27 protein-coding genes are annotated in these 23,750 nt (G+C 69.9%); 8 read left to right on the top strand and 19 right to left on the bottom strand.

What is annotated here, in order from left to right:
• Positions 1-51 precede the first annotated feature (51 nt).
• A complete protein-coding gene (locus A5680_RS14275) occupies positions 52-477 on the bottom strand; it encodes a cellulose-binding domain-containing protein (RefSeq protein WP_055403697.1) in 426 nt (141 codons plus the stop codon).
• Between the two features lie 133 nt (positions 478-610).
• Positions 611-997, bottom strand: coding sequence for a hypothetical protein (locus A5680_RS14270; RefSeq protein ID WP_055403696.1), 387 nt, complete (start codon positions 995-997; stop codon positions 611-613).
• 291 nt (positions 998-1,288) lie between these two features.
• Between A5680_RS14270 and A5680_RS14265 the strand changes: the two genes are divergently transcribed.
• From A5680_RS14265 to A5680_RS14245, 5 genes are all read left to right on the top strand, one after another.
• A complete protein-coding gene (locus A5680_RS14265; RefSeq protein ID WP_068222696.1) occupies positions 1,289-1,741 on the top strand; it encodes a hypothetical protein in 453 nt (150 codons plus the stop codon).
• An 81-nt stretch (positions 1,742-1,822) separates the two neighbouring features.
• Positions 1,823-2,260 carry a helix-turn-helix domain-containing protein gene (locus A5680_RS14260; RefSeq protein ID WP_055403694.1) on the top strand — a complete coding sequence of 146 codons (438 nt, stop codon included), beginning with the start codon at positions 1,823-1,825 and terminating at the stop codon, positions 2,258-2,260.
• A gap of 71 nt (positions 2,261-2,331) precedes the next feature.
• Positions 2,332-2,697, top strand: coding sequence for an STAS domain-containing protein (locus A5680_RS14255; RefSeq protein WP_067820339.1), 366 nt, complete (start codon positions 2,332-2,334; stop codon positions 2,695-2,697).
• Positions 2,698-2,702: 5 nt separating this feature from the next.
• Complete coding sequence (locus A5680_RS14250) at positions 2,703-3,908, top strand: serine hydrolase (protein ID WP_055403693.1); 1,206 nt, start codon at positions 2,703-2,705, stop codon at positions 3,906-3,908.
• Positions 3,909-3,912: 4 nt separating this feature from the next.
• Positions 3,913-4,452, top strand: coding sequence for a GNAT family N-acetyltransferase (locus A5680_RS14245; RefSeq protein ID WP_055403692.1), 540 nt, complete (start codon positions 3,913-3,915; stop codon positions 4,450-4,452).
• Between the two features lie 13 nt (positions 4,453-4,465).
• Here A5680_RS14245 and A5680_RS14240 read toward each other — a convergent pair whose 3' ends face one another.
• The 7 genes from A5680_RS14240 to A5680_RS14210 all read right to left on the bottom strand — a co-directional run bounded on the left by A5680_RS14240 (position 4,466) and on the right by A5680_RS14210 (position 12,512).
• The gene (locus A5680_RS14240; RefSeq protein ID WP_055403691.1) at positions 4,466-7,165 is read right to left on the bottom strand and encodes a fumarate reductase/succinate dehydrogenase flavoprotein subunit; all 2,700 of its coding nucleotides are present in this window, start codon (positions 7,163-7,165) and stop codon (positions 4,466-4,468) included.
• Complete coding sequence (locus A5680_RS14235) at positions 7,162-7,899, bottom strand: ABC transporter ATP-binding protein (RefSeq protein WP_055403690.1); 738 nt, start codon at positions 7,897-7,899, stop codon at positions 7,162-7,164. Before A5680_RS14235 ends, A5680_RS14240 begins: the two co-directional genes overlap by 4 nt.
• Positions 7,896-8,753: an ABC transporter permease gene (locus A5680_RS14230; RefSeq protein WP_055403689.1), complete on the bottom strand. Its 858-nt coding sequence runs from the start codon at positions 8,751-8,753 to the stop codon at positions 7,896-7,898. The genes A5680_RS14235 and A5680_RS14230 overlap by 4 nt, the downstream gene beginning before the upstream one ends.
• Positions 8,750-10,138: an ABC transporter substrate-binding protein gene (locus A5680_RS14225; protein ID WP_067820302.1), complete on the bottom strand. Its 1,389-nt coding sequence runs from the start codon at positions 10,136-10,138 to the stop codon at positions 8,750-8,752. The genes A5680_RS14230 and A5680_RS14225 overlap by 4 nt, the downstream gene beginning before the upstream one ends.
• A gap of 14 nt (positions 10,139-10,152) precedes the next feature.
• A complete protein-coding gene (locus A5680_RS14220; protein ID WP_055403687.1) occupies positions 10,153-10,383 on the bottom strand; it encodes a ferredoxin family protein in 231 nt (76 codons plus the stop codon).
• Positions 10,380-11,114, bottom strand: a complete 735-nt coding sequence (locus A5680_RS14215; protein ID WP_055403686.1) for a GntR family transcriptional regulator — start codon at positions 11,112-11,114, stop codon at positions 10,380-10,382. The genes A5680_RS14220 and A5680_RS14215 overlap by 4 nt, the downstream gene beginning before the upstream one ends.
• Before the next feature lie 123 nt (positions 11,115-11,237).
• Positions 11,238-12,512: an MFS transporter gene (locus A5680_RS14210; protein ID WP_082955994.1), complete on the bottom strand. Its 1,275-nt coding sequence runs from the start codon at positions 12,510-12,512 to the stop codon at positions 11,238-11,240.
• A 267-nt stretch (positions 12,513-12,779) separates the two neighbouring features.
• Here A5680_RS14210 and A5680_RS14205 point away from each other — a divergent pair, with 267 nt between their 5' ends.
• Both A5680_RS14205 and A5680_RS14200 read left to right on the top strand, forming a co-directional pair.
• Positions 12,780-13,556 (top strand): hypothetical protein, encoded by a 777-nt coding sequence (locus A5680_RS14205; RefSeq protein WP_067820300.1) that lies wholly within the window; start codon positions 12,780-12,782, stop codon positions 13,554-13,556.
• Between the two features lie 46 nt (positions 13,557-13,602).
• Positions 13,603-13,872 carry a hypothetical protein gene (locus tag A5680_RS14200; protein ID WP_067820297.1) on the top strand — a complete coding sequence of 90 codons (270 nt, stop codon included), beginning with the start codon at positions 13,603-13,605 and terminating at the stop codon, positions 13,870-13,872.
• Between the two features lies 1 nt (position 13,873).
• Here A5680_RS14200 and A5680_RS14195 read toward each other — a convergent pair whose 3' ends face one another.
• The 6 genes from A5680_RS14195 to A5680_RS14170 form a co-directional block, all read right to left on the bottom strand.
• Positions 13,874-16,729, bottom strand: coding sequence for an aminotransferase class I/II-fold pyridoxal phosphate-dependent enzyme (locus tag A5680_RS14195; RefSeq protein WP_055403679.1), 2,856 nt, complete (start codon positions 16,727-16,729; stop codon positions 13,874-13,876).
• Between the two features lie 77 nt (positions 16,730-16,806).
• Positions 16,807-17,205, bottom strand: coding sequence for an antitermination protein NusB (locus A5680_RS14190; RefSeq protein ID WP_067820294.1), 399 nt, complete (start codon positions 17,203-17,205; stop codon positions 16,807-16,809).
• Positions 17,202-17,699: a transcription antitermination factor NusB gene (nusB, locus tag A5680_RS14185; RefSeq protein ID WP_055403677.1), complete on the bottom strand. Its 498-nt coding sequence runs from the start codon at positions 17,697-17,699 to the stop codon at positions 17,202-17,204. The genes A5680_RS14190 and nusB overlap by 4 nt, the downstream gene beginning before the upstream one ends.
• Positions 17,696-18,259 carry an elongation factor P gene (efp, locus tag A5680_RS14180; protein ID WP_007171952.1) on the bottom strand — a complete coding sequence of 188 codons (564 nt, stop codon included), beginning with the start codon at positions 18,257-18,259 and terminating at the stop codon, positions 17,696-17,698. Before efp ends, nusB begins: the two co-directional genes overlap by 4 nt.
• A gap of 104 nt (positions 18,260-18,363) precedes the next feature.
• On the bottom strand, positions 18,364-18,618 hold the full coding sequence (locus A5680_RS14175) for a hypothetical protein (protein ID WP_067820291.1): 255 nt from the start codon (positions 18,616-18,618) through the stop codon (positions 18,364-18,366).
• 44 nt (positions 18,619-18,662) lie between these two features.
• The gene (locus tag A5680_RS14170) at positions 18,663-19,772 is read right to left on the bottom strand and encodes a Xaa-Pro peptidase family protein (protein ID WP_055403675.1); all 1,110 of its coding nucleotides are present in this window, start codon (positions 19,770-19,772) and stop codon (positions 18,663-18,665) included.
• Between the two features lie 33 nt (positions 19,773-19,805).
• Here A5680_RS14170 and A5680_RS14165 point away from each other — a divergent pair, with 33 nt between their 5' ends.
• Positions 19,806-20,462: a B-4DMT family transporter gene (locus A5680_RS14165; RefSeq protein WP_197499791.1), complete on the top strand. Its 657-nt coding sequence runs from the start codon at positions 19,806-19,808 to the stop codon at positions 20,460-20,462.
• A 7-nt stretch (positions 20,463-20,469) separates the two neighbouring features.
• Here A5680_RS14165 and aroQ read toward each other — a convergent pair whose 3' ends face one another.
• From aroQ to aroC, 4 genes are read right to left on the bottom strand one after another with little or no spacing between them, the layout of a single operon-like run.
• A complete protein-coding gene (gene aroQ / locus A5680_RS14160) occupies positions 20,470-20,910 on the bottom strand; it encodes a type II 3-dehydroquinate dehydratase (RefSeq protein WP_055404781.1) in 441 nt (146 codons plus the stop codon).
• Positions 20,907-21,998, bottom strand: coding sequence for a 3-dehydroquinate synthase (gene aroB / locus A5680_RS14155; protein WP_067820286.1), 1,092 nt, complete (start codon positions 21,996-21,998; stop codon positions 20,907-20,909). The genes aroQ and aroB overlap by 4 nt, the downstream gene beginning before the upstream one ends.
• Positions 21,995-22,540, bottom strand: coding sequence for a shikimate kinase (locus tag A5680_RS14150; protein ID WP_055404779.1), 546 nt, complete (start codon positions 22,538-22,540; stop codon positions 21,995-21,997). Before A5680_RS14150 ends, aroB begins: the two co-directional genes overlap by 4 nt.
• Positions 22,540-23,745, bottom strand: coding sequence for a chorismate synthase (gene aroC / locus A5680_RS14145; protein WP_067820283.1), 1,206 nt, complete (start codon positions 23,743-23,745; stop codon positions 22,540-22,542). Before aroC ends, A5680_RS14150 begins: the two co-directional genes overlap by 1 nt.
• Positions 23,746-23,750: the final 5 nt, after the last annotated feature.

The following is a 23,750-nucleotide window of genomic DNA, read 5'->3' as shown; positions in this document are numbered from 1 at the left end:
GGCACGCGCGCGCCGGTGGCGCCGTGCGTCCCGCCGCGAGGGCGCCCAGGGCTAGGTGCAGGGGATCTGGCCGTTGAGCACGCAATTCGACGGCGGCGTGAAGGAACCGATCACCACGCCCCGTAGGCCACCGGTGGCCGAACCACCGGGGGGAATGCTGCGATTCCAGTTGGCGGGGGTGAGCACGTAGTGCGTGCCCGATTGGGTGATGGTGCTGTTCCACGTGTGCAGGACGGATTGCCCCGCCGGCATGTCGAAGTCGATGCGCCAATCGGTGAGCGGCACCATGCTCGCGTTGGTGACCGCGAAGTTGGCGATGAAACCGGTCTGCCACGCGTGCTCGACCGACAACGTCGCCGAGGCCGCGGCCGCCTGGGCCGCGGGGGCGACGGCGAGCCCCGTGGCGACCAGCAACGCCGACACGGTGACGGGTAGCGCCGCGCGCCAGCGCTGCACGCGATTCATCAGTGCGGCCATGGCAGCCACATTAGGGGCGTACCGGCGGCCCGGGCCCTCGCGCCGGGGGCACGCTGCAGGACCTTTGCCCAACCGAAACCGTCGCGAAATTTTGGCCCCGATGCCCGACGACTCGCCGGCCGGTGACCCGCGCTCAGCTATCGGCCCTCTCGGCTGCCGGCGGGCCGTCCTGATCGGTCGCCGTGGCCGCCGCCGCCTGGTGGCGGATCGCATCGGCGAACCTGGCGGCGTGCCGCGCACGCAGGTTGTGGACGCTCATGAGCACGGAGATGCCCCGATCGACTTCCTCGAGCTGCTGAACCTTCGACCTAATTTCCTTGTCGAGCGCTTCCACCTCGGTCCGCAACTCGGCGATCTGGAGCGCGATCTCGTTGATCCGCCGCGCCACCAGGACACGGTGTGCGCGCAGGTGCGACAGGGCGTCCAAATCGGCCGACTCCGGGGTCTTGCGGTCTTTCATGATGGGGAGCTCCTGATCCCGCCTCCCTCGGACGGCGGCGCGGCCGCGGATCTGCGTCATGGCGGTTTCCCTGGGATTGCGTGGTGATCGCTGAAGATGACGCCGAGCCGCGCCTGGTTCCCCCCGGGGAACCCATCCAGGACGCGGTCGACGTGAGGGCAACTCTAGGAATTAAACAGATAATATGTCAATAATACGGAATTAATTTCCGTTATGATCTGGCTCACAGCCTCCTCGGGCCCCGCTCGGCGCGCGGCGTGCGGTTTGCGCGGTAATCGAGGAGTTTGCGGAACGTGTCCCCATGGTTGATGGGAGACTGGGCCCATCCATTCGGCGGTGCGGGAGGCGGCCATGACGACGGTGTACGTGGTCTCTGCGGGGAGCGGCGACACCTATCACATCGAGCGGGTTTACCTCGACCGCGACGAGGCGTATGGGTTCGCCCGCGACTACAACGGCATGGCCCCGAATCAGCAGCTCCAAGTCGAGGAATGGGAAACGGGCGCCCCGCCCGGCGCCTACGACGGCCCGTACTGGCGGGCCGAGTGGTGGGCGCGTGTCCCGATCAGCAAGCGCCGCGGTCAGCTCCGCCATACCCGGGAGGGCGAACGCTTCGACGACTTTGACATCCGCCAGGAGTGGTGGACCGGCGACGCCTTGCCCGATGCGAAGCTGGTGCGCCGCGAGCTGGCCGGCGTGCCGAGAGTCGAGGTGGTCGGCGTGTCACGCGAGAAGGTCGAGGAGCTGTTCTGGGACACGATTACCCAGGTCAGGTCCGATTTGGCCGGGGTACCGAGGAAATAGTTTCCGCTATCCGTGCAACGAGTAGAAAAATTTTCGCGCCGTTAGTCGACATTGCCGATGGCGATGCGCCATGATCGCCCCATGGACCGGCACGCTCTGAACCGGCTCGGCCACCACATCGTGAGCCGCCGCGTCGCGCTCGGCTACCGCAACCGCACCGACTTCGCCGACAGCCTGCAGTTCACGGTGCGCACCCTGTCCGACATCGAAAACGGCGTGCGCAGAGCCAGCCCGGGCACCTACGCCATGCTGGAAAACAAGCTGGGCTGGGCGCCGGGCAGCGTCGACACCATCCTCGCCGGCGGAGAGCCAAGGGAACTGGTGGTCAAGCTGCCCCGGGAGCCCGGACCCCGGTACCAGACGTCGCCGTCGGACGCTCTCGCCCGCGCCTCGACCGAGGAGCTGCTGCTGGAGTTGCGACGGCGCATCGTCAGGCCTCACGACCGGCAGTCCCCCGGCTGGGACGATTGGGGCGACGACGGCCTGGAACCACACGGCTCGTGGGTCGAGCGCGGTTAGCGGGTCGGACCCCGGGCGTGATGTTTCGGACCGGGTGTCGGCCACCGCGGAGAAGCCAGTAGGTTCAGGTGGTGAGCGAGGAGTTCTGGGTTAACCGCCGCGACGCCGGCGAGGCGGTGGTGTTGCAGGTCAGCGGCGTGGTCGACATCATCACCGCGCCCTCGCTCGCCACCCACATCGACGTCGCGCTGGCCGGCACGCCCGCGGTGCTGGTCATCGACCTCACCGAAGTCGATTTCCTATCGTCCGCGGGCATCACCGTGCTGGTCGAGGTGCATCGCCTGACCGAGAACAGCCCGACGTCATTGCGGGTGGCGGCCGACGGCTCGGCCACCAGCCGGCCGCTGCGGATCGTGGGCCTCGACGAGTTCATCGACCTCTACCCGACCGTGGACGAAGCCTTGGCCGGAGCTCCCCCGGGCCCGACGCTAACCTGATTCGGGTGAATCTCGACGCCAACGCGGCCTCCATCCGCGAAGTCTGCGACGCGGGCCTGCTCGCCGGTGCGCTGACGGTGGTGTGGCAGCGCGGAGAAGTGTTGCAGGTCAACGAGATCGGCTATCGCGATGTGGACGCGGGCCTGCCGATGCGGCGGGACACACTGTTCCGGATCGCGTCGATGACCAAGCCGGTCACCGTCGCGGCCGTGATGAGCCTGGTGGATGAGGGCAAGCTCACGCTGAAAGACCCCGTCGTGCGCTGGGCGCCGGAGCTGGCCGAACTGCGGGTGCTCGACGACCCGCGCGGCCCGCTGGACCGGACCCATCCGGCGCGGCGCGCCATCCTGATCGAGGACCTGCTCACCCACACCAGCGGCATGGCCTACGGGTTCTCGGTGTCCGGGCCGATCGCCAAGGCCTACGTGCGGCTGCCCTTCAACCAGGGCCCCGACGCGTGGCTGGCCGAGCTGGCCAAGCTGCCGCTCGTGCACCAGCCCGGCGACCGCCTCACCTACAGCCACTCCATCGACCTGCTGGGCGTCATCGCGTCGCGGATCGAGGACAAGCCGTTCCACGAGGTTCTCGACGAACGGGTGTTGGGCCCGGTGGGCATGCCCGACACCGGGTTCTTCGCCTCCCCCGAGACCCGCCGCCGCGCCGCGACCATGTACCGGCTCGACGAACGGGGGCAACTGCACCACGACGTGATGGGCCCGCCCCACATCAAGCCGCCCTCCTTCCCCAACGCGGGCGGCGGGTTGTGGTCGACGGCCGACGACTACCTGCGGTTCGTGCGCATGCTGCTCGGCGACGGAACGATCGACGGCGTGCGGGTGCTCTCGCCCGAGTCCGCCCGCCTGATGCGCACCGACCGGCTCACCGACGAGCAGAAGCGCCACGACTTCCTGGGGGCGCCCTACTGGGTGGGCCGCGGCTTCGGGCTGAACCTGTCGGTGGTGACCGACCCGGCGAGGTCGGCGCCGCTGTTCGGGCCCGGCGGGCTCGGGACGTTCAGCTGGCCGGGCGCCTACGGGACGTGGTGGCAGGCCGACCCGACGGCCGACCTGGTCCTGCTGTATCTGGTCCAGAACCTGCCCGACATGTCCGCGGACGTGGCCGCGGCGATCGCCGGCAACACCTCGTTGGCGAAACTCCAATCGGCGCAACCCAAATTCGTCCGCCGCACCTATTCCGCACTCGGCCTCTAGCACCGTGGCCGACTACCCGCCCGATCGCATCACCGGCCCCCGGCTGGTGCTGCGCCGGCCCGTGCTCGACGACGCCGGCGCGCTGTACCAGCGGGTCGCCCGCGATCCCGAGGTCACCAAGTATCTGATGTGGGCGCCGCATCCCGACGTGGCGGCGACGCGGCGGGTGATCACCGAGAAGCTCAACGCCACGCCCGACGAGCGAACCTGGGCGATCGAATTGCGCCACAGCGGCGAGGTGGTCGGCCTCACCAGTTGTCGCCGCCCGGTGCCGCATTCGGTCGAGATCGGGTACTGCCTGGGCCGGCGGTGGTGGGGCAAGGGCTTGATGCGCGAGGTGCTCGAGATGCTGCTCGACGCGCTGGACGGCGACCGGGCCGTGTACCGGGTGTGGGCCACCTGCAACGTCGACAACGAGCGCTCGGCGCGGCTGCTGGAGCGCGCCGGGTTCGTGCTGGAGGGCCGGCTGGCCCGCCACGCCGTCTACCCCAACCTGGGCCCCGAGCCGCAAGACAGCCTGCTCTACGCCAGGATCCTGCGGTGATCCTCGGGAAACCCTAGACCGCCGGCGACCCGCCCTGGTCCAGCGCCCGGCGCGCGTAGGCGCGGACGTCGGCATCGGTGTCCTTCAGCGCGAGACCCAGCGCGTCGCGCGCGGCGGGCTCGCCCGCCCAGCGCGTCAGGCTCAGCACGGCCGCCTTGCGCACGTCGAGATGCGCGTCGGCGAGCGCCTCGGCCAGCGCCGGCACCGCGACGCCGGGTGTGGCGCCCGCCAGGGCCCGCGCCGCGCCCTGGCGCACCTGCCAGGCCGGCGCCCGCAAGGCCGATTCCACGGCGGCGACATTCTCTGGGCCACAGCCTATTTCACCCAAGGCGGCCAGCGCCGCCGCGCGCACCAGCGGGTCCGGGTCGGCGGTCAGCGCGCCGACCGCCTCGGCACCGCCGCGCAGCGTCGCCAGGCCGGCCGCGGCCGCGATCCGGACCTCCCGGCTCTCGTCCCCGGTCGCGGCGACCACCCCGGCCACGTCGTCGACCGACACCAACGCCCGCACGGCCTCGATCCGCACCCGGTGGTCGGGATCGCTCAGCGCGCGGCGGTAATCCTCGGCGTCGCCGACCCGCCGCGCGGCCAGCACGTAGAGAGCGGCCGCGCGCACCACCACGTCGCCGGACTCCAGCCGCGGCTGGACGTCGGCGGGCTCGGGCAACACCTCGACGAGCTCGCGGATCCCGTCGGCGCCGGTGCGGCGCACGGCGGCGTCGGTGTCGTCCAGCGCGGCGATCAGGGCGGGCGCGTAACCGTCGGGGATGTGCTCGGTGAGCGTGGCCACCGCGGTGCGGCGCACCCCCGGATCGGGGTCGACCAGATACGGCCGCAGCCCGGCGATCGTCGGCTCCTCGAGGGCGAGCACCTCGGCGATGCGCGGCGACGGCGGCTCGAACGTCGTTGCGCCCGAGCCGATCCGGGACCGGGTGGTGGTGGGGGCCTGGCCGCCGACCAGCGGCGGCTGCTCCACCCGCTGAACGGTCTGGTCGACGGGCGGCAGGCCGTCCAGTTCCGGGACCGGCACGAAGTACGGCGCGACCGGCCGCTTCAGGAACACCATCCCGCCGTCGGCGTCCTTGCGCAGGTTGAGGTGATAGCCCCACTGACCGTCGTCGCGGCCCGGCAGGTCGGCCCGATCGTGGTAGAGGCCCCAACGGGATTCGGTCCGGGTGAGCGAGGACCGGGCGGCCATCTCGGCGCAGTCCCGGATGAAGGACACCTCGACGGCGCGCATCAGCTCGTGCGGATTGCGCGCACCCATGTCGGCGATCTCGTCTCGCATCCGGTCGAAGGTGCGCACGGCGATGGACAGCTTCGCCGCCGTCTTGGGCGGGGCCACGTAGTCGTTGACGAACCGGCGCAGCTTGTACTCGACCTGAGGTTGGGGTGGCCCGTCGGGATGCCGCAGGGGCCGGTAGATCAGCTCGTGCGCATCGCGCAGCTGGTCGTCCGGGAGTTGTTGTGGCGCATCCACACCCGCGCAGGCGGTCGCCGCGTCGGTGCCGGCGAGGTCGCCGAAGACGAACGCCCCGATCATGTAATTGTGCGGGACGCAGGCCAGGTCGCCGGCGGCATACAGGCCGGGCACCGTCGTGCGAGCGTGCTCGTCGACCCACACCCCCGACGCCGAATGGCCGCTGCACAAACCGATTTCGGAGATGTGCATTTCGATGTCGTGAGTGCGGTAGTCGTGACCGCGGTTGGCGTGGAAGGTGCCACGGGTCGGCCGTTCGGTGGTGTGCAGGATGTTCTCCAGCGCGGTCAGCGTCTCGTCAGGCAGGTGGGAGACCTTGAGGTAGATCGGCCCGCGGGCGGAGTCGATCTCGCTTTTCACCTCGGACATCATCTGACCCGACCAGTAGTCGGAGTCCACGAACCGCTCGCCGTGCGCGTTGACCTGGTAACCCCCGAACGGGTTGGCGACATAGGCGCACGCCGGGCCGTTGTAGTCCTTGATCAACGGATTCACTTGGAAGCACTCGATTCCCGAGAGCTCCGCGCCGGCGTGAAACGCCATCGCGTATCCGTCGCCGGCGTTCGTCGGGTTCTCGTACGTGCCATACAGGTAACCCGACGCCGGCAGCCCCAGCCGCCCGCAGGCGCCGGTGGCCAGGATCACCGCCTTGGCGCCGACCGCGACGAATTCGCCGGTGCGCGTGTGCAGCGCGGCCGCGCCCACCGCGCGTCCATCCTGAACCAGCACCCGCACCGGCATCAGCCGGTTCTCGATGCGGATCCGCTCCCGCATCGAGCGCTGCCGCAGCACCCGGTACAGCGCCTTCTTGACATCCTTGCCCTCCGGCATGGGCAGCACATAGGAGCCGGAGCGGTGCACCCGGCGCACCGCGTATTCGCCGTGCTCGTCCTTCTCGAACTTCACGCCGTAGCGCTCCAGCCGCTGCACCATCGCGAAACCGCGGCTGGCGGTCTGATAGATGGTGCGCTGGTTGACGATTCCGTCGTTGGCGCGGGTGATCTCGGCGACGTAGTCCTCGGGTTCGGCCTTGCCGGGGATGACGGCGTTGTTCACGCCGTCCATTCCCATCGCCAACGCGCCGGAGTGCCGCACGTGTGCCTTTTCGAGCAGCAGCACCTGCGCGCCGTGCTCGGCGGCCGACAGCGCGGCCATGGTGCCGGCCGTGCCGCCGCCGATGACCAGCACGTCGCAGTCGAGGCGGACGGGTGCCGCCGGGTCCGGAATCTCAATCATGCCGCCACCGAATGGTCCAGGGCCGCAATGATTTCGGCGCGCAGCCGGTCCCTGGGGAGTTCGCTGCGCGGATCGGGCACGTCGATCGACGCGCGCAGCGGCTCGCCGGCGCGGCCCAGCACGACGATCCGGTCGCCGAGCGCCAAGGCCTCGTCGACGTCGTGAGTGACGAAGACGATCGTCGTCGGATGCGTGCGCCAGGTGTCGATCAACAGCCGCTGCATGGCGGCCCGGGTCTGGGTGTCCAGCGCGCCGAACGGCTCGTCCATCATCACCGCGCGCGGCGCCCCGGCCAGGCCGCGGGCCAGCTGGACCCGTTGACGCATCCCGCCGGACAGGCTCTTGGGCAGGTAGTGGCCGAAGCCGGCCAGCCCGAGCTCGTCGATCCAGCGCTCCGCCTGCGCGCGCCGGGTGGCGCGCGGTTCGCCGCGCAACCGCAGCGCCAGCTCGATGTTGGACCGCACCGTGCGCCACGGCAGCAGGGCGTTGTCCTGGAAGACCATGCCGCGATCCCGGGAGGTGGCGGTGACCTCGGCCCCGTCGGCGAGCACCCGGCCCTCGTCGGGCCGCAGCAGCCCGGCGAGGGCGCGCAGCAGCGTCGACTTGCCGCAGCCCGACGGACCGGTGAGCACCAGGATCTCCCCCGGGCGCACCGTCAGGCTGAGCCCGTCGATCACCGGGGTCCCCGTGTAGGACAACCGAACTCGGTCCAGTTCGAGACCGACTGCTTTCATCGCGAGCCCTCCTGTGCGCGGGGCAACCACCGGGTCACCCGCCGGCCGACCACTTCCACGGCCGCCGACGTGGCGAAACCGAGGACGCCGATCGTGATGATGCCGACGAACACCTGCGGATAGGCCAGCATCGTGTAGTCCTGCCAGGTGCGGTAGCCGACGCCGAGACGGCCCGAGATCATCTCGGCGGAGATGACACAGATCCAGGCCACCCCCATGCCGACCGATAGCCCACCGAAGACGCCGGGAAGGATGCCCGGCAATACCACCTGGGTCAGCACCTCCCAGCGGCCCCCGCCCAGAGTGCGCACCGAGTCCTCCCACAGAGTGGGCAGCGCGCGCACCGCGTGCCGGGTGCTGACCATGATCGGGAAGTAGGCCGCGAGGAAGGTGATGAACACGATGCCCGCCTCGTCGGTGGGGAACAACAGGATCGCCACCGGCACGATCGCGATCGCGGGAATCGGTCGGGCCAGCTCGGCCAGCGGCCCGAACAGGTCGGCGAACAGCCGGGAGCGGCCCAGCAGTACCCCGGTCGCCACCCCGACCACCGCGGCCAGGCCGAAGCCGGTGAGGATGCGGATCAGCGACTGCGCCAGGTCGAGCCAGTACTCGTACGCGCCGAGCCGGCGCTGCAGCGCGTGCACGATCTGGGTGACGGTGGGCAGCGTGTCGAATCGGAGCAGCAGCCGCACCTTGCCGGCGGTGAGCAACTGCCACAACCCGATTGCGGCCGCGACCGACGCCAGCCGCAGTAGCCGCGACCGCCACGGCGAGGGCAATTGCCGCGGCCGGGTGAGCGTGGGCGTCGAGACGACGCCCAGGACCTGGTCGGCCACCACTTCGGCGGTCATACCGAACCTCCCAATGCCTGTTGATAATTCATGACGACGCCGCCCGGGTGTGCGGCCAGATAGCGCCGCGCCCCGGCCTGGGTGCCGAATGGCAGATAGTTCTGGCCGTCTTTGACCCAGATCGCCTTGTCGGCGAACCATCGGGTGCCGAGCTCGGCGTCGGGGACGTAGGCCGCGCGGACCTTGCCGCCGCGGCCGGTGGCGTCGGCGATCGCCCGCAGCAGCGCGGTGGGGTTGGCGACCGTCTGGGTCGTGTCGGCCCCGTCCAACCACAGCTCGCCGGCCAACGCGGGGTCGCCGGCGAGGGCCGACGGGTTGGTGGTGCGCGCGCGGGTCGCGGCGTAGTCCAGCCCGCGGGCGGCGAACACCGCGCGCAGCGGGTCGTCCACGGCGAACTTCGTGACGTCGAGGTCGGCGAAGTCACCGATCGACTTCAGGTACGGCACATCGCTTTTCAGCGCGTCGACGAGCGACGGCTTGAGCGTGGTGTCGAACGACGTCCCGCCCGGCCCGTTGTAGAGGTACACCACCTCCTGCGGCAGCCCGCTGGCCTGCGCGACGATGCACGCGGCCTCAAGCGGCTTGTCGTTCAGGAAATCGGTGGCGTCCAGTTGCGCCTGCAGGAACGCCGCCAGCACCTCCGGGTGCGCGGACGCGTACGAGCGCCGCACCACCACACCGTGCAGCGTCGGAAAGTTCAGCTCGGCCCCGTCGTAGAGCAGCTTGGCCTTGCCCTGGTACACCAGCAGCCCCGGCCACGCGACGAACTGCGAAAGCCCGTTCACCTGACCGGATTCCAGCGCGGAGGCGCCCACCTGTGGTTGTTGGTTGAGCACCTCGACTCCGTTGACGCCCGCCTTGGCCAGCGCCCGCACCAGCGTGCCGTGGCCCGCCGAGCCCACGCTGGCCGACACCTTGCTGCCGGCCAGGTCGGCCAGCCCGGTCGCCGACGAATCGGGCGCCACCACCACCATGTTCAGCGCGCCCTTGGGGTTGTAGCCGGTGATCGACACCAGCTCGGTGCGGGCCAGCGGGTTGGCCTGCGTCTTGGAGCCGTTGATCAGCATCGGGTAGTCGCCCATGGAGCCGATGTCGATCTTCTCCGCGAGCATCTGCGCGGTGATCGGGGCACCGGTGTCGTAATCCTGCCATCGCACCGCGTATTTGGTGCCGGTGCGCGCGGTGATGTCGGCGAGCCGGTGCTCCAGGTAGCCCTGCGCGCGCAGCAGCGTGCCGGCGGTGACGGTGTTGATGGTCTTGGACTGGTATCCGACCACGACGTTGACCACGCCGGAGGATTGCGAGAATGATTCCAGCGAGCACCCGGTGGCGAACACGACGACGGTGAACGCCACCGAAAGCAGCCGGAGGGCATGCTTTTCCATGATGGCTTCGGGTTTCAGCGGAGTAGATAGGGCATGTTGACGGTCACGGCGCCGGTCGGACAGCGGGCCGCGCACGGGCCGCAGTACCAGCACTCGTCGACGTGCATGTACGCCTTGCCGGTTTCGGGGTTGATGGCCAGCGCGTCGAGCGGACAGACCTCCACGCACAGGGTGCAGCCGTCGATACACAACGACTCGTCGATCGTCACCGGCACGTCGGCGCGAGTGTTGTTGACCAGCGTCATGTATCGCTCCTTATCAGGCTGCCGCGCATGGTGATTCGATCACCGCGCATGCGGATGTACTCCAAATCGACCGGCGTGCCGTCGGCGAGGCTGGTGAGCCGCTCCAGCATGAGTAGCGCCGCGCCGTCGGGCACCTGCAGGGTGGCCGCCGAATGCGCGTCGGCGGGGATGGCCTCCAGGGCCAGCGCCGCCGACCCCAGCCGCTGACCGCTGACCTGTTCGATGAGCGCGAACAGATCGTTGGTTTCCAGCGGGTGGTCCAGCACCCGGGCCCCGATGTCCGGGGTCAGGTAGGTCAGGTCGAGGCTGAGCGGCAGATCGCCGAGGTATCGCAAGCGTTCGATGAACACCGCCTGCTCGCCGGCTTGCAGCCGCAGCCGGCGGGCCACCGACGGCGGCGCGGTGACGGCCATCGCGGCGCGCACCTCGTTGCGCACCTCGCCGAGGTTCTTGAACGTCTCCTTCAACCCCAGCAGCGTGTCCAGGCCGTGGTCGTACTTGCGCTGGGCGACGTGCGTGCCAACCTTGGGTCCGCGGTCGATCAGGCCCTCGTGCTTCAGCACCGCGAGCGCCTCACGAATCGTGTTGCGCGACACCAGGAATTCGGCCGCCAACTCGTGTTCGGCCGGCAGGCCGCCGGGATAGGCGTCGGCGTGAATCTGCTGGCGCAACACGTCAGCCACCCGCCGGGCGCGGTCGGCCCGTGGTCCGCTGCTGATCGGTTGCGCCACGCGGCCACGCTAACGCAGCTCACGGGCGGTTTTTGGGTGCCCGAGAACGAACCGCCGCGGCGGCCGCGCGCATTGCGCCGGGGCGTATTCGATGACGACCAGCGCAAACAACGACCGTCTGCGCTATTGCGCCACCTCGGACACGACGCCGTCTTTCCAATCCCCGTGAGCGGAACGGCGCTCGGGCTCATGGGGCGCCCCCATTCGATGCCCGAACTCAAGCGGCACCAGCGACACGGCCGCCAACGGGAACAGCGCGCAAAGCGCCCATGCGGCCGGGTATTCGGCGGCCGTGATCAGTGCACCGAAGACCGGGGGCGCGGCGGCGGCCGTCAAACGCTGGGTGGTGTTCTGCAGCCCCAACGCACGGCCGCTCCAGAACGGCCCGGCGTACTCGGTGATGGCGGTGGCCTCCAGTCCGTTGTCGAGCACCGCGATCACCGAGATCGCGACCATGAGCAACACGTCGTAGCCCGAACCCGTGTTGTCGGTGAGGGCAAGCAGGAACAGGGCCAGCGCGGCGCCGATGGCGATGGTGCGGACCGGTCGCATCCGCGAGCCGACACGATCCGACCAGCGCCCGACCGCGATCCGCCCCGCCGCGCCCAGCAGTTGGCACAGGGTGACGAGCCCACCGGCGGCCGCGACCGACCAGCCATGGCGATTCATCAGCCAGACGAGCATGAACGTCACGGTCAGCGACTGCGGCACCATCAGCAGGGCGCTCACCGCGTGGATCCGCCACAGCACCGACGATCCGCGATAGGGGCTGGCCAGTTCCGCGCCGGTGGCCAGCCCGCGCGGTTTGCGCGGCGGATCGGCGATCCCCAGCACGCTGGCCACCGCGGCCACGGTGCACATGAGCGCCAGGAACATCAGCCCGCGACGGGGGCCGCGCTCGGCCAGCTCCGGAATCACCAGCGCGCCAAGGGCGATGCCCAACGGTTGTGCGGTCTGGCGGATGCCCATCGCCAGGCCCCGCTGATGCGACGGGAACCATGCGGACACCAGCCGCCCACCGGCGGTGTTGCAGCTGGCCGCCGCCATTCCACCGAGAAAGAGAAAGACGCCGATTTCGGTTATCGACTGAGCGGACGCCGCGGCATAGGCCGCCGCCGCCGTGAGGGCCGAACCGGCGGTCAGCACCACCCGCTCACCGACGCGGTCCAACACCCAGCCCCAAAGCACGAGCGTTACGACCATGCCCCAGCTCGGCATCGATGCCAGCAGGCCGGCTTCGATCAACGTGATGCCGCTGCGCGCCTGCAGCGAAGGAATCAGGAACGCAACGCCATTGATGAAGAGGAACGACGACGCCGTCACCCCCAAGGAGACGGCCATGACCGACCAGCGCGCGCCCGCGCCGATTCGGTCGGCGCCGCTGACCTCGGAGAGCATGAATCCATAGTGCACGCCATTCGCAGCGCCCCCGGGCGCCAAGACGCACCCGGAACCCGTGTAACTTATTGATTTATAAGGTAATTCAAATGTCTAGCTCAGTGATGCGGGCCGGTCCGCCGCCCTTCTACCTCGCGAGATACGCTGTGCGCGTGCGGGTTTGGAACCAGGCAAAAGCGCTGCGCGGGAGGGCGATTCATAGCCGGCGCACAGCGAATACTTATCCGCAAACTCAGGTCTTTCTCACCGCCGCTACCCTGGACAAGCATGAGCAACGTGTCACGGCAGGCGCTGACCAAGGTGCCCGCGGTCACCCTTGGTTTCTGGATCATCAAGATCTTGGCCACCACCCTGGGCGAGACCGGCGGCGACACGGTCACCATGACCTTGAACTGGGGCTACGCGGCGGGGGTCGCGCTGTTCGGCGTCGCGCTGGTGGCGTTGGTGGCCGCCCAAATCCTGGCCAAGCGTTTCCACGCCAGCCTCTACTGGGCGACGATCGTGGCCTCGACGACGTTCGGCACGACGCTGGCCGACTTCGCCGACCGATCGCTCGGCATCGGCTACACCGGCGGGTCGCTGGTGCTGCTGGCCTGCCTGCTGGCCACCCTGGGCCTTTGGCGCTGGTCGCAGGGCACCGTCTCGGTCACCACCGTCTCGACGCCGAAAGTCGAGGCCTTCTATTGGGCGACCATCACCTTCTCGCAGACCCTGGGCACCGCGCTCGGCGATTGGCTGGCCGACACCCGCGGATTCGGTTACGAGCGTGGCGCATTGGTGTTCGCGGCCGGCCTGGCCGTGGTGATCGCCCTCTACTACTGGACCGGCATCTCGCGCGTCGCGTTGTTCTGGGTCGCGTTCATCCTGACCCGGCCGCTCGGGGCGACGGTCGGCGACTTCATCGACAAGCCGGTGGCCGACGGCGGCCTGGCCCTGAGCCGCCCGCTGGCCTCGGCGGTGCTCGCCGCGGTCATCGTGGCCCTGCTCGTCGTGCTGCCGCAGCGGCCCGGAAGCCACCCCGGGGCGGCCCCGGAAGAGGCCTGAGTGCTCTCAGCGGGTTCCCAGCGACGCGCCCTACGCTGAAGTTGTCATGTCTGATACCGCACGCCCCGCGCGTCGTCAGAACGGCGCGCTCACCCCACTGCTGATTTTCGCCGCCACGGTCCTCGGTTCCGCCCTACTGGCGGCCGCGCCGGCCAACGCCGATCCCAGCCCGTTCAACACCCTCAATTGCACCTGCCCCACGAGCGCTCCAGCCGGCAGCCCGGCCCGGCACGACGCGATCGCGCGCGGGCTCCTGCGAGGGGAGCTCGGCTGGCCGGCGCAGCCCACGTCGGATCCGGGCCGGCAGGCCGGCTAACTCAGGCGTCCTCGCTGACGACCTGCGCGGCGCCGTCGCCGTTGAGCGCCCCGTTCAGCCCGGAGGCGTCCGAGGGCAGCTCGAAGGAATGAAACGCCGAACCCACCGCGGCCAACGCCGCGTTGCGCTGGGCCTCCATCCGCGCCAGCGCGGCCTCGGTGAACACCGACAACCCGAGGTCGGGGTTGTAACCGTGGATCTCTTTGACGTCGAGCTGGGCCAGGAAGTAGATGATCTCCTTGGAGACCACCTGCCCGGGAACCAGCACCGGGAACCCCGGCGGGTAGGGCACCACGAACGTGGTGGACACCAGCGTCTTACCCTCCGCCAGCCGTCGCCCCGCCATGCCGATCAGGACGTGCTCGCGGTCGGACTCCTCGTATCCGGCGTAGAAGGCCGACCGCATGTCGCCGAACATGCACGCGTCGACGGGCCGGAAGGCCATGTCGAACTCGCTGAAGTCGGGCAGGTGCGGCAGGTCCTGGGTGATCTCCTCGACGTGCCGCTCCTGCAGCGCCCGGTCGGCGACGCTGGCCGCCTTCTCGACGCGATCGAAATCGATTGCCACCCTGCGTAACACGTCGAGCAGATAGTGCACGCTCGACCACGTGACCCCGATGGTGAAGATCAACAGCACGCTGTTGATCGACGTCTTGTTGATCTGGATGCCGAATCGCTCCATCAGGATCTTCTCGCGGAAGTCGTAGCCGTTCATCCCGGTCTTGCCGACGAACAGGGTCACCCGCGTCGCGTCCAGCACGAACTGATCCGACCGCCACGCCTCGTTCCACTCGGCCAGCGCACCCTGCCGAACCTCCCGGTACGAACTCACCGACGACGCCCGGAACTCTTCTGGCACCAGGTCGGACTCGTCGAGGATGCGAAACCACTTGCTGATCAACCGGTCTCGGCGCACCCGGTGCCGGAAGACCAGCGCCATGTCGTAGGTCTGCCGGACCAGCTGGAAGCCCTCGATGTCGACCTGCCGGCGCGCCAGGTCCAGCGAGGCCAGCAGTTGCTGGTTGGGCGAGGTCGAGGTGTGGGTCAAAAACGCCTCACCGAACGCGTCGCGCGTCAGCGCGTTGAAATCCTGGTCGCGGATGTGGATCATCGACGCCTGCCGAAGCGCCGACAGCGACTTGTGCGTCGAGTGCGTCGCGTAAACGCGGACCCGCGCCTTGGCGGGGTCGGGCAACAGCGGGCGTTCCACCCACTCCGACCGGTCGACGCCTTCCATCTCCGCCGCCCAAACCCGATGCTCCGCAGCGTATTCCGGCGAAGCCAGCATCTGCTCGAGGCGCTCGGCCGCCACCATCGCGGTCCGCTGCCGGGCCCACGGCACGGCCGTGGCGAACGCGTACCAGGCCTCGTCCCACAAGAAGACGATGTCCGGCTTGATCGCCAGCACCTCCTTCATGACCTGCAACGGGTTGTAGACCACGCCGTCGAAGGTGCAGTTGGTCAGCAGCAGCATCCGCACCCGGGACAACTGACCGGCGGCCTCGAGATCCAGCAGCGTCTGCTTGATCGTCCGCAACGACACCGCCCCGTAGATGGCGAACTGCGGCAACGGATACGCGTCGAGGTACAGCGGGTAGGCGCCTGCCAGCACCAGCCCGTAGTGGTGCGACTTGTGGCAGTTGCGGTCGATCAGCACGATGTCGCCCGGCCTGGTCAGGGACTGGACGACGATCTTGTTGGCGGTCGAGGTGCCGTTGGTGACGAAATACGTGTGGTCGGAATTCCACGTGTGCGCGGCCTTGTCCATCGCCTTCTTGATGTTGCCGTGCGGGTCGAGCAACGAGTCCAGGCCACCGGACGTGGTCGAGGTCTCGGCCATGAAGATGTTGCGGCCGTAGAACTCGCCCATGTCCTGCAACGACTTCGAGTTGAAGATGCTGGCACCACGCGCGACGGGCAGCGCGTGGAACTGGCCCACCGGCGCCGCCGCGTACGCGCGCAGCGCATCGAAAAACGGTGTGGCGTAACGGTTCCGCAGCCCGGCAAGCACCGTGCTGTGCAGGTCGGTGACGTCGTTGAGCCGGTAGAACGTCCGGTCGTAGACGTCGGGCTCGGTGTCGTCGCCCGCCGCGATCGACTCGTCGGTGAGCAGGTACAGGTCGATGTGGGGCCGCAGCTCGCGGATCCACTCGCCGCACTCCACCCAGTCGTTGGCGTGGTCGGGAATGGCGCCGCCCTCCGCGGCCTCGTTGGGCCCGAGCAACGTGTTCATCAGCGGCAGCCGGTCGCGGGACCGCAGCGGCAGGTCGTCGCGGATGATCGCGGCCTGGATCTCGCCGTTCAGCGCGACCGCGGTGATGGCGTCTTCGACGCTGGGCACCACCAGGATTTCGAACTGCACGTCGTCGGACGCGTTACGCAGGGCCCGCAGGCACTCGGCCAGGCAGTCGGGCGCCGTCGCAGGCGCGTCGTCGGCGAGCAACACGGTGTAGAACTGCTGCTGTTTGGCCTGGGCCACCAGCTCCTGGTCGCCCAGCGGTGCCGAGGTGTCGAAAAGCCCTGCGCGGTCGCCGTATTCGCTCAGCAGCCGCACCGCCATGGATACCTCTTCGGTGAGCCGCACCGTGGAGAGGCTCTCGAGGTGCGCCCGGAAGCTCGCCAGGTTCGCCGCGCCGGGATACAGCCAGTACCGCTCGTAGGCCGCGATGCGGTCCATCAGCCGCTTGACCCGGGCCACGTCGTGCGTCTTGTCGAGCCCGGCCAGGTCGACCTCGGCGAGGTGACGGCACGCGTCGTCGAGCAGGTTCCAGGTGTCGACGCGGGCGTAGGACGGGTTGGCCACCGCCGCCAGCGCGGAGACCCGGAGGCGTCGCGGCTGGGTGGTGTATCGAGTCATATCTCACCTGTTCTTCTGGGCGACTTGTATTCTCACCCCGCCGCACCGCACGCGTCATCGTTTCGCGTGAGGTCCCCTCAGCTGTTCAACTCGTCGTCATCCTCGTCGGCGTCCACGACGCGCCGGTTGCCGCGCGTGGTTTCCACCCAGCGCAGCACCGGAAGCTCCCAGCGGCGGGCCGGCAGCTCGGTCACGTCGGACAGCGACCGCACCACGGATTGCGTCAGGCCCATCAGCGCGGCCATCACCGGCAGCAGCGGCTGCAGCGGCCTGGCGGCGGTGCGGACCGTGCTGATGCGGCGGGCCACGATCAGCCGTTCGACGCAGTGGTACAGCCAGGCGCCCACGGCCAGCGCGTAAATCGACAGCGCCGACGCGACGATCGCCCACCCGAATGCGGCGCACACGACGGCACCCAACACCACCGTCGCGGCCAGCAACCCCGCGACGACGGCGCGCAGCTCCAGCCGGGTCACGCCTGGTGTTCCTCGTTCTCCGGCGGGGCGGCGGCGCGGACGCGGACCGCCGCGGCGGCCGCCCGGATCTGCGGCGTCACCAGCATGACCTGGCCCAAGACGCCGTTGACGAAGGCCGGTGAGTCGTCGGTGGACAGCTCCTTGGCCAGCTGGACGGCCTCGTCCACGGCGACCGGCTCGGGGACGTCGTCGGCGTAGAGCAGCTCCCACACCGCGACGCGCAGGATGGCGCGGTCGACGGCGGGCAGCCGGTCCAGCGTCCAGCCCTGCAGGTGCGAGCTGATCAGTTCGTCGATGTGGGCGGCGTGCTCGCCGACCCCCCGCGCCGCCGCGACCGTGTACGGCTGCAGCGGCGCCACATCCGGGTTGGCCGCGGCCAGCGTCGCGCGCCCGTCGACGACCTCGGCCGGGCTCAACCCGCGGGCCTCGGCCTCGAACAACAGGTCAACGGCACGCTTGCGGGCCTGATGGCGCCCCCTGACGGGCCTGCTCACGCGTTGACGCGCCCCAAGTAGCTGCCGTCGCGCGTGTCCACCTTCAGCTTGTCGCCGGTGTTGATGAACAGCGGCACCTGGATCTCGGCCCCGGTTTCCACGGTGGCGGGCTTGGTGCCGGCGCTGGACCGGTCGCCCTGCAGGCCCGGCTCGGTGTGGGTGACCTCCATCTCGACCGACACCGGCAGTTCGATGTACAGGGGCGCCCCGTTGTGGAACGCCACCTGCACCGGCAGGCCCTCGAGCAGGAATCGGGCGGCGTCGCCGACCAGCGACTCGGGCAGCGGGTGCTGCTCGTAGTCCTGGCTGTCCATGAACACGAAGTCCGACCCGTCGCGGTAGAGGTAGGTGGTGTCGCGCCGGTCGACGGTGGCCGTCTCCACCTTCACGCCGGCGTTGTACGTCTTGTCGACGACCTTGCCGGAGAGCACGTTCTTCAGCTTGGTGCGCACGAAGGCCGGGCCCTTGCCGGGTTTGACGTGCTGGAACTCGACGATCTGCCAGAGCTGGCCGTCGATCACCAACACCAGTCCGTTCTTGAAATCGGCGGTGCTTGCCACGGTTCGGTGTATCTCCTAGAGGAATGGACGGTCGTTCGCCGACCGCCCGCAATTTGTCCGTCAGTCTAGAGCGCGGCGCGACCCGGCCCAGCGCGTCGGGGGACCTAGGACCGGCGGGACGCCGGCCGGTCCGTGCCCTGTTCCGGGCGGCCGTCGGCGGCCTCGCCGGCCGGGGGCAGCCGGTTGATCATCGTCAGGAAGGGGACGTTCAGCTTGACCCCGCCGGAGAACGGCACCGGGACCGCGAAGTAGACGATCTGAAGCTCCAGCCGCAGCTCCCGCAGGGGCTGGGCGTGCAGTTCCCACCGAAAATCCCGCAGGCGCGCCAGGCCGCGTTCGATTGGTTCCACCCCATTCACGCACCCGACTGTACCCTCGGCGGCGCGCCGCCGATCGGCGCGGCCTAGCTCAGAACCGCCAGCTCCTTGGGGAACCTGGTCAGCAGTTCGGGTGTCCGTCCGCGCTTCTCGTCGGGCACGACCAGGGTGTCCTCGATGCGGACGCCGCCGCGGCCCGGCAGGTAGACGCCGGGTTCGACGGTCACCACCGAACCCGCCAGCAAGGTGCCGGTGGAGGTGGCGCCGATTCCCGGCGCCTCGTGGATCTGCAACCCCACGCCGTGCCCCAGGCCGTGGCCGAACTGCTCGCCGTAGCCCGCATCGACGATCAACTGCCGCGCCGCGCCGTCGACGTCGCGCAGGCTCGCACCCGGGGTCAGCGCCTCACGGCCGGCCCGCTGCGCGTCGGCGACCAGCTGGTAGATCTCCAGCTGCCAGTCGGCGGCCTTGCCGAGCACGAAGGTGCGGGTCATGTCGGAGTGGTAGCCGGCCACCAGCGCGCCGAAGTCGATCTTGACGAAATCGCCGGTGGCCAGCGCCGCGTCGGTGGGCCGGTGGTGCGGGATCGCCGAATTGGGCCCGGCGGCCACGATGGTCTCGAACGAGATCGCGTCGGCGCCGTGGTCGAGCATCAGCGCCTCCAGCTCCCGGCTCACCTCGCGTTCGGTTCGCCCGGGCCGCAGCCCCCCACGCTCCACCAGGTCGGCGAGCGCGGCGTCGGCGGCCTCGCAGGCCAGCCGCAGCAGCGCCACCTCGCCGTCGTCCTTGACCTCACGCAGCGCCTCGACGGTTCCGGCGGCCCGCACCAGCTCGGTGGCGGCCTTGCGCTCGCCCAGTTCGCCGGTCAGGACGTCGAAGGCGTCGACGGTCACCACGTTGCTTTCGAAGCCCAGCCTGCCCACGCCGGCCTCGGCGGCCCGGCCGACCAGATGGCGCCCGAGGGCGCGTTCGATGGCGATCTCGAGGCCGGGCGCCTGCTCCGCCGCCTGGGTGCGGTAGCGGCCGTCGGTGGCCAGCACGGGGCCGCGATCGTCGGCGAACACCAGCAACGCGCCGTTCGAGCCGGTGAAACCGCAGAGGTAGCGCACGTTGTTCAGGTCGCTGACCAGCATCGCGTCCAGTCCGCTGGCACTGATTTGCGCTTTCAGGTTGTCCCGACGCTGAGAATGTGTCACGACCCTTGACGGTACTCGCTACGCTGATTGCCCATGAGGAGCTGGATGGTGCGCGGATTGGTCTACGCCGCCGTGATGATCGTCGTCCGTTTGTTGCAGGGGGCGCTCATCAACGCGTGGCAGACGCAGGCAGGACTTTTCAGCGTGGTGCTGCTGCTGTTGTTCGTCATCGCCGTGGCCGTGTGGGGGGTGTTCGACGGCCGGGCCGACGCGATCGCCAACCCGGACCCCGACCGCCGCGGGGACCTGGCGATGACCTGGTTGCTGGCCGGGCTGGTGGCGGGCGTCCTGTCCGGCGCCGTCTGCTGGCTCATCGCGCTGGTGTACAACGGGCTCTACACCGGTGGGCTGATCAACGAGGTGACCACGTTCGCCGCGTTCACCGCGCTGTGCGTGTTCCTGCCCGGGATCATCGGCGTGACCATCGGCCGTTGGCGGGTCGACCGCAATCCCCCGCCCCGGCGGCAGGGAACCGACGAGGAGCGCGCCGACACCGACGTCTTCTCCGCGGTCCGCGGTGACGACGCGCCGACCGGGGAGATCCCCGCGGCGGGTGCGCAGCACGAGGAGCGGACCGCCGCGGTCGCCACGGCCGAGCGCGATGCGCCCACCGAGACGATCCCCAAGAGCGAGGACGACCCCAAGACCGAGGTGATCCGCAAGCCGGGCACCGAGGCCGGCAAGGACTAGCGCAGGGTTAGTTCGGCGCGGCTTCCGCCAGGTAGCGCAGGGCAAGCAAATAGCCCTGGACGCCCAGCCCGACGATCACCCCGGTCGCCACCGGGCTGAGGTATGAGTGGCGGCGAAACTCTTCGCGGGCATGCACATTGGAGATGTGCACCTCGATCAGGGGCGCGCGCAACTCGGCGCACGCGTCGCGCAGCGCCACCGAGGTGTGGGTCAGGCCGCCGGCGTTGAGGATCACCGGCTCGCCCGCGTCGGCGGCCGAATGGATCCAATCCAGCAGCTGGGCTTCGTCATCGCTTTGGCGCACAACGGCTTTCAGGCCCAGGGCGGTGGCCTCCCGCTCGATGAGCTCGGCCAGCTGGTCGTGCGTGGTGTCCCCGTAGACGTCCGGCTCCCGGCGGCCCAGCCGGCCCAGGTTGGGGCCGTTGATGACTTGCACGGTCACGGTCATCGGGCCCCCTCTTCGCCGGACACTCCCGCGTACGCCGCCGCCAGCAGCGCCGGGTCGGGGCCGGCCAGCCGTCCCGGCTTGGCCAACCCGTCGAGGACCACGAACCGCAGCACGCCGGCCCGCGACTTCTTGTCCTGAGCCATGTATTCCAGCAGCTGCGGCAGCGCGTCCGCGTCGTAGCTGACCGGCAGGCCGAGCGCCGACAGCACGGTGCGATGGCGCCGCGCGGTCGCGTCGTCGAGCCGGCCGGCGAGCCGGCCCAGCTCCGCGGCGAACACCAGGCCTACCGATACCGCGGCCCCGTGGCGCCACTCGTAGCGCTCCCTGCGCTCGATCGCGTGCGCCAAAGTGTGGCCGTAGTTGAGGATTTCGCGCAGCTCCGACTCCTTCTCGTCGGCGGCGACGACGTGTGCCTTGACGGCGATCGAGCGCCGGACCAGTTCCGGCAGCACGTCACCCGCGGGGTCGACGGCGGCGTCGGGGTCGGCCTCGATGAGATCGAGGATCACCGGGTCGGCGATGAATCCGGCCTTGACCACTTCGGCCATGCCGGCGACGAGTTCGTTGTGCGGCAACGTTTCCAGGGTCGCCAGGTCGACCAGCACCGCCAGCGGTTGGTGGAACGCGCCGACCAGGTTCTTGCCCGCGTCGGTGTTGATACCCGTCTTGCCGCCGACGGCGGCGTCGACCATGCCGAGCAACGTGGTGGGGACGTGGACGATGTCGACGCCGCGCAGCCAGGTGGCCGCCGCGAAGCCGGCCACGTCGGTGGCCGCGCCGCCGCCGAGGCTGACCACCGCGTCTTTGCGGTCAATCCCGATGCGGCCGAACACTTCCCAGAGGAACCCGACGACCGGCAGGTCCTTGCCGGCTTCGGCGTCCGGGATTTCGATGCGGTGGGCGTCAACACCCTTGTCCGCCAGGCGGCTTCGAATCGCCTCGGCGGTGTGCGCCAGGGCCGGTTGGTGCACGACGGCCACCCGGTGCCGGTCGCAAAGCAGTTCGACGAGCTGGTCGCCCAGGTCGGTGCCGATGACCACGGGGTACGGCGGGTCGACGGCCACCTGCACGGTGACCGGCGCGGTCATGTGGCGGCCTCCGCGTGCGCGTTCTCCGGCGTCTGCAGCCGGGACACGATGTAGCGCACCACCGCCCCGGGATTGCGGCGGTTGGTGTCGACCCGGATCGTCGACACCCGCCGGTACAGCGGGGCCCGCTTCGCCATCAGCGCCTTGTATTTCGAGTACTTCTCGGCGTCGTCCGCCGCGGCGAGCAGCGGGCGCACCGTGCTGCCGCCGGTGCGGCGCACGCCTTCGTTGGCGCTGATCTCCAGGTAGATGACCGTGTGGCCGGCCAGCGCCTCGCACACCCCCGGGCTGGTGACGGCGCCGCCGCCCAGCGACAAGACGCCGTCGTGGTCGGCCAGCGCGGCACGCACCGTGTTTTCCTCGATGCGGCGGAACTCCTGCTCCCCGTCGGTGGCGAAGATGTCGGCGATGCTGCGCTGAGTCTGCTGTTCGATGGCGGTGTCCGTGTCGAGGAATCCGACGCCGAGCGCCTTGGCCAGGCGCCGTCCGATGGTGGACTTGCCCGACCCCGGCAACCCGACGAGTACCGCCCTGGGTGCCATCAGGCGGTACCCCGGGCGGCCGGCGATTCGCGGTCGGCGACCGCGCGCTGGTACGCCTCGATGTTGCGGCGGGTCTCGGTGAGCGAATCGCCGCCGAACTTCTCCAGGGCCGCCCGGGCCAGCACCAGCGCCACCATGGCCTCGACCACGACGCCGGCGGCCGGCACCGCGCAGACGTCCGAGCGCTGGTGGATGGCGACGGCCTCGTCACCGGTCGCCAGGTCGACGGTGGCCAGCGCCCGCGGCACCGTGGAGATGGGTTTCATCGCGGCGCGCACCCGCAGCGGCTGGCCGTTGGTCATGCCGCCCTCGAGCCCGCCGGCGCGGTTGGTCGAGCGCACGACGCCGTCGGGTCCGGGATACATCTCGTCGTGGGCGCGGCTGCCGCGGCGGCGCGCCGTCTCGAAGCCGTCGCCGATCTCCACGCCCTTGATGGCCTGGATGCCCATCACCGCGGCGGCGAGCTGGCTGTCGAGCCGGTTGTCGCCGCTGGTGAAGGAGCCCAGCCCGACCGGCAGGCCCAGCGCTACCACCTCGACGACGCCGCCGAGGGTGTCGCCGTCCTTCTTGGCGGCCTCGATCTCGGCGATCATCGCCTCCTCGGCGGCCTTGTCGAACGCGCGCACCGGGCTGTCGTCGATCGCGGCCAGGTCCTCCGGCCGCGGCGGCGGGCCGTCGTACGGCGCCGACGGGCCGATCGCGATGACATGGGAGAGCACGTCGACGCCCAGGGCCTGGCGCAGGAAGGACCGCGCCACCGTGCCCACCGCGACGCGGGCGGCGGTCTCGCGCGCGCTGGCCCGCTCCAGCACCGGGCGGGCGTCGTCGAAGCCGTACTTGAGCATGCCTGCGTAGTCGGCGTGGCCGGGCCGCGGCCGGGTGAGCGGTTCGTTGCGCGCGACGTTGGCCAGCTCCGCCGGGTCGACCGGGTCGGTGGCCATCACGGTTTCCCACTTGGGCCACTCGGTGTTGCCGATCTCGATGGCGATGGGGCCGCCCAGCGTGACGCCGTGGCGCACGCCGGACAGCACGGTCACCGCGTCGCGCTCGAACTTCATCCGCGCGCCGCGGCCGTAACCGAGCCGGCGGCGGGCCAATTGGTCGGCGATGTCGGTGGAGTTGACCTCCACGCCGGCGACCATGCCCTCGAGCATGGCCACCAACGCGCGGCCATGCGACTCCCCGGCGGTGATCCAACGCAACACCCGGA

Origin of the sequence: Mycobacterium sp. E2989, from assembly GCF_001667595.1 — a bacterium.
GTDB lineage: Bacteria > Actinomycetota > Actinomycetes > Mycobacteriales > Mycobacteriaceae > Mycobacterium.
This window is presented reverse-complemented; position numbering and strand designations above follow the sequence as displayed.

Coding starts and splice junctions, on each gene's coding strand:
- A5680_RS14275 (WP_055403697.1), bottom strand. CDS start 477: ATGGCCGCACTGATGAATCGCGTGCAGCGCTGGCGCGCGGCGCTACCC.
- A5680_RS14270 (WP_055403696.1), bottom strand. CDS start 997: ATGACGCAGATCCGCGGCCGCGCCGCCGTCCGAGGGAGGCGGGATCAG.
- A5680_RS14265 (WP_068222696.1), top strand. CDS start 1,289: ATGACGACGGTGTACGTGGTCTCTGCGGGGAGCGGCGACACCTATCAC.
- A5680_RS14260 (WP_055403694.1), top strand. CDS start 1,823: ATGGACCGGCACGCTCTGAACCGGCTCGGCCACCACATCGTGAGCCGC.
- A5680_RS14240 (WP_055403691.1), bottom strand. CDS start 7,165: ATGATTGAGATTCCGGACCCGGCGGCACCCGTCCGCCTCGACTGCGAC.
- A5680_RS14235 (WP_055403690.1), bottom strand. CDS start 7,899: ATGAAAGCAGTCGGTCTCGAACTGGACCGAGTTCGGTTGTCCTACACG.
- A5680_RS14230 (WP_055403689.1), bottom strand. CDS start 8,753: ATGACCGCCGAAGTGGTGGCCGACCAGGTCCTGGGCGTCGTCTCGACG.
- A5680_RS14225 (WP_067820302.1), bottom strand. CDS start 10,138: ATGGAAAAGCATGCCCTCCGGCTGCTTTCGGTGGCGTTCACCGTCGTC.
- A5680_RS14220 (WP_055403687.1), bottom strand. CDS start 10,383: ATGACGCTGGTCAACAACACTCGCGCCGACGTGCCGGTGACGATCGAC.
- A5680_RS14210 (WP_082955994.1), bottom strand. CDS start 12,512: ATGCTCTCCGAGGTCAGCGGCGCCGACCGAATCGGCGCGGGCGCGCGC.
- A5680_RS14205 (WP_067820300.1), top strand. CDS start 12,780: ATGAGCAACGTGTCACGGCAGGCGCTGACCAAGGTGCCCGCGGTCACC.
- A5680_RS14200 (WP_067820297.1), top strand. CDS start 13,603: ATGTCTGATACCGCACGCCCCGCGCGTCGTCAGAACGGCGCGCTCACC.
- A5680_RS14195 (WP_055403679.1), bottom strand. CDS start 16,729: ATGACTCGATACACCACCCAGCCGCGACGCCTCCGGGTCTCCGCGCTG.
- A5680_RS14165 (WP_197499791.1), top strand. CDS start 19,806: ATGAGGAGCTGGATGGTGCGCGGATTGGTCTACGCCGCCGTGATGATC.
- aroQ (WP_055404781.1), bottom strand. CDS start 20,910: ATGACCGTGACCGTGCAAGTCATCAACGGCCCCAACCTGGGCCGGCTG.
- aroB (WP_067820286.1), bottom strand. CDS start 21,998: ATGACCGCGCCGGTCACCGTGCAGGTGGCCGTCGACCCGCCGTACCCC.
- A5680_RS14150 (WP_055404779.1), bottom strand. CDS start 22,540: ATGGCACCCAGGGCGGTACTCGTCGGGTTGCCGGGGTCGGGCAAGTCC.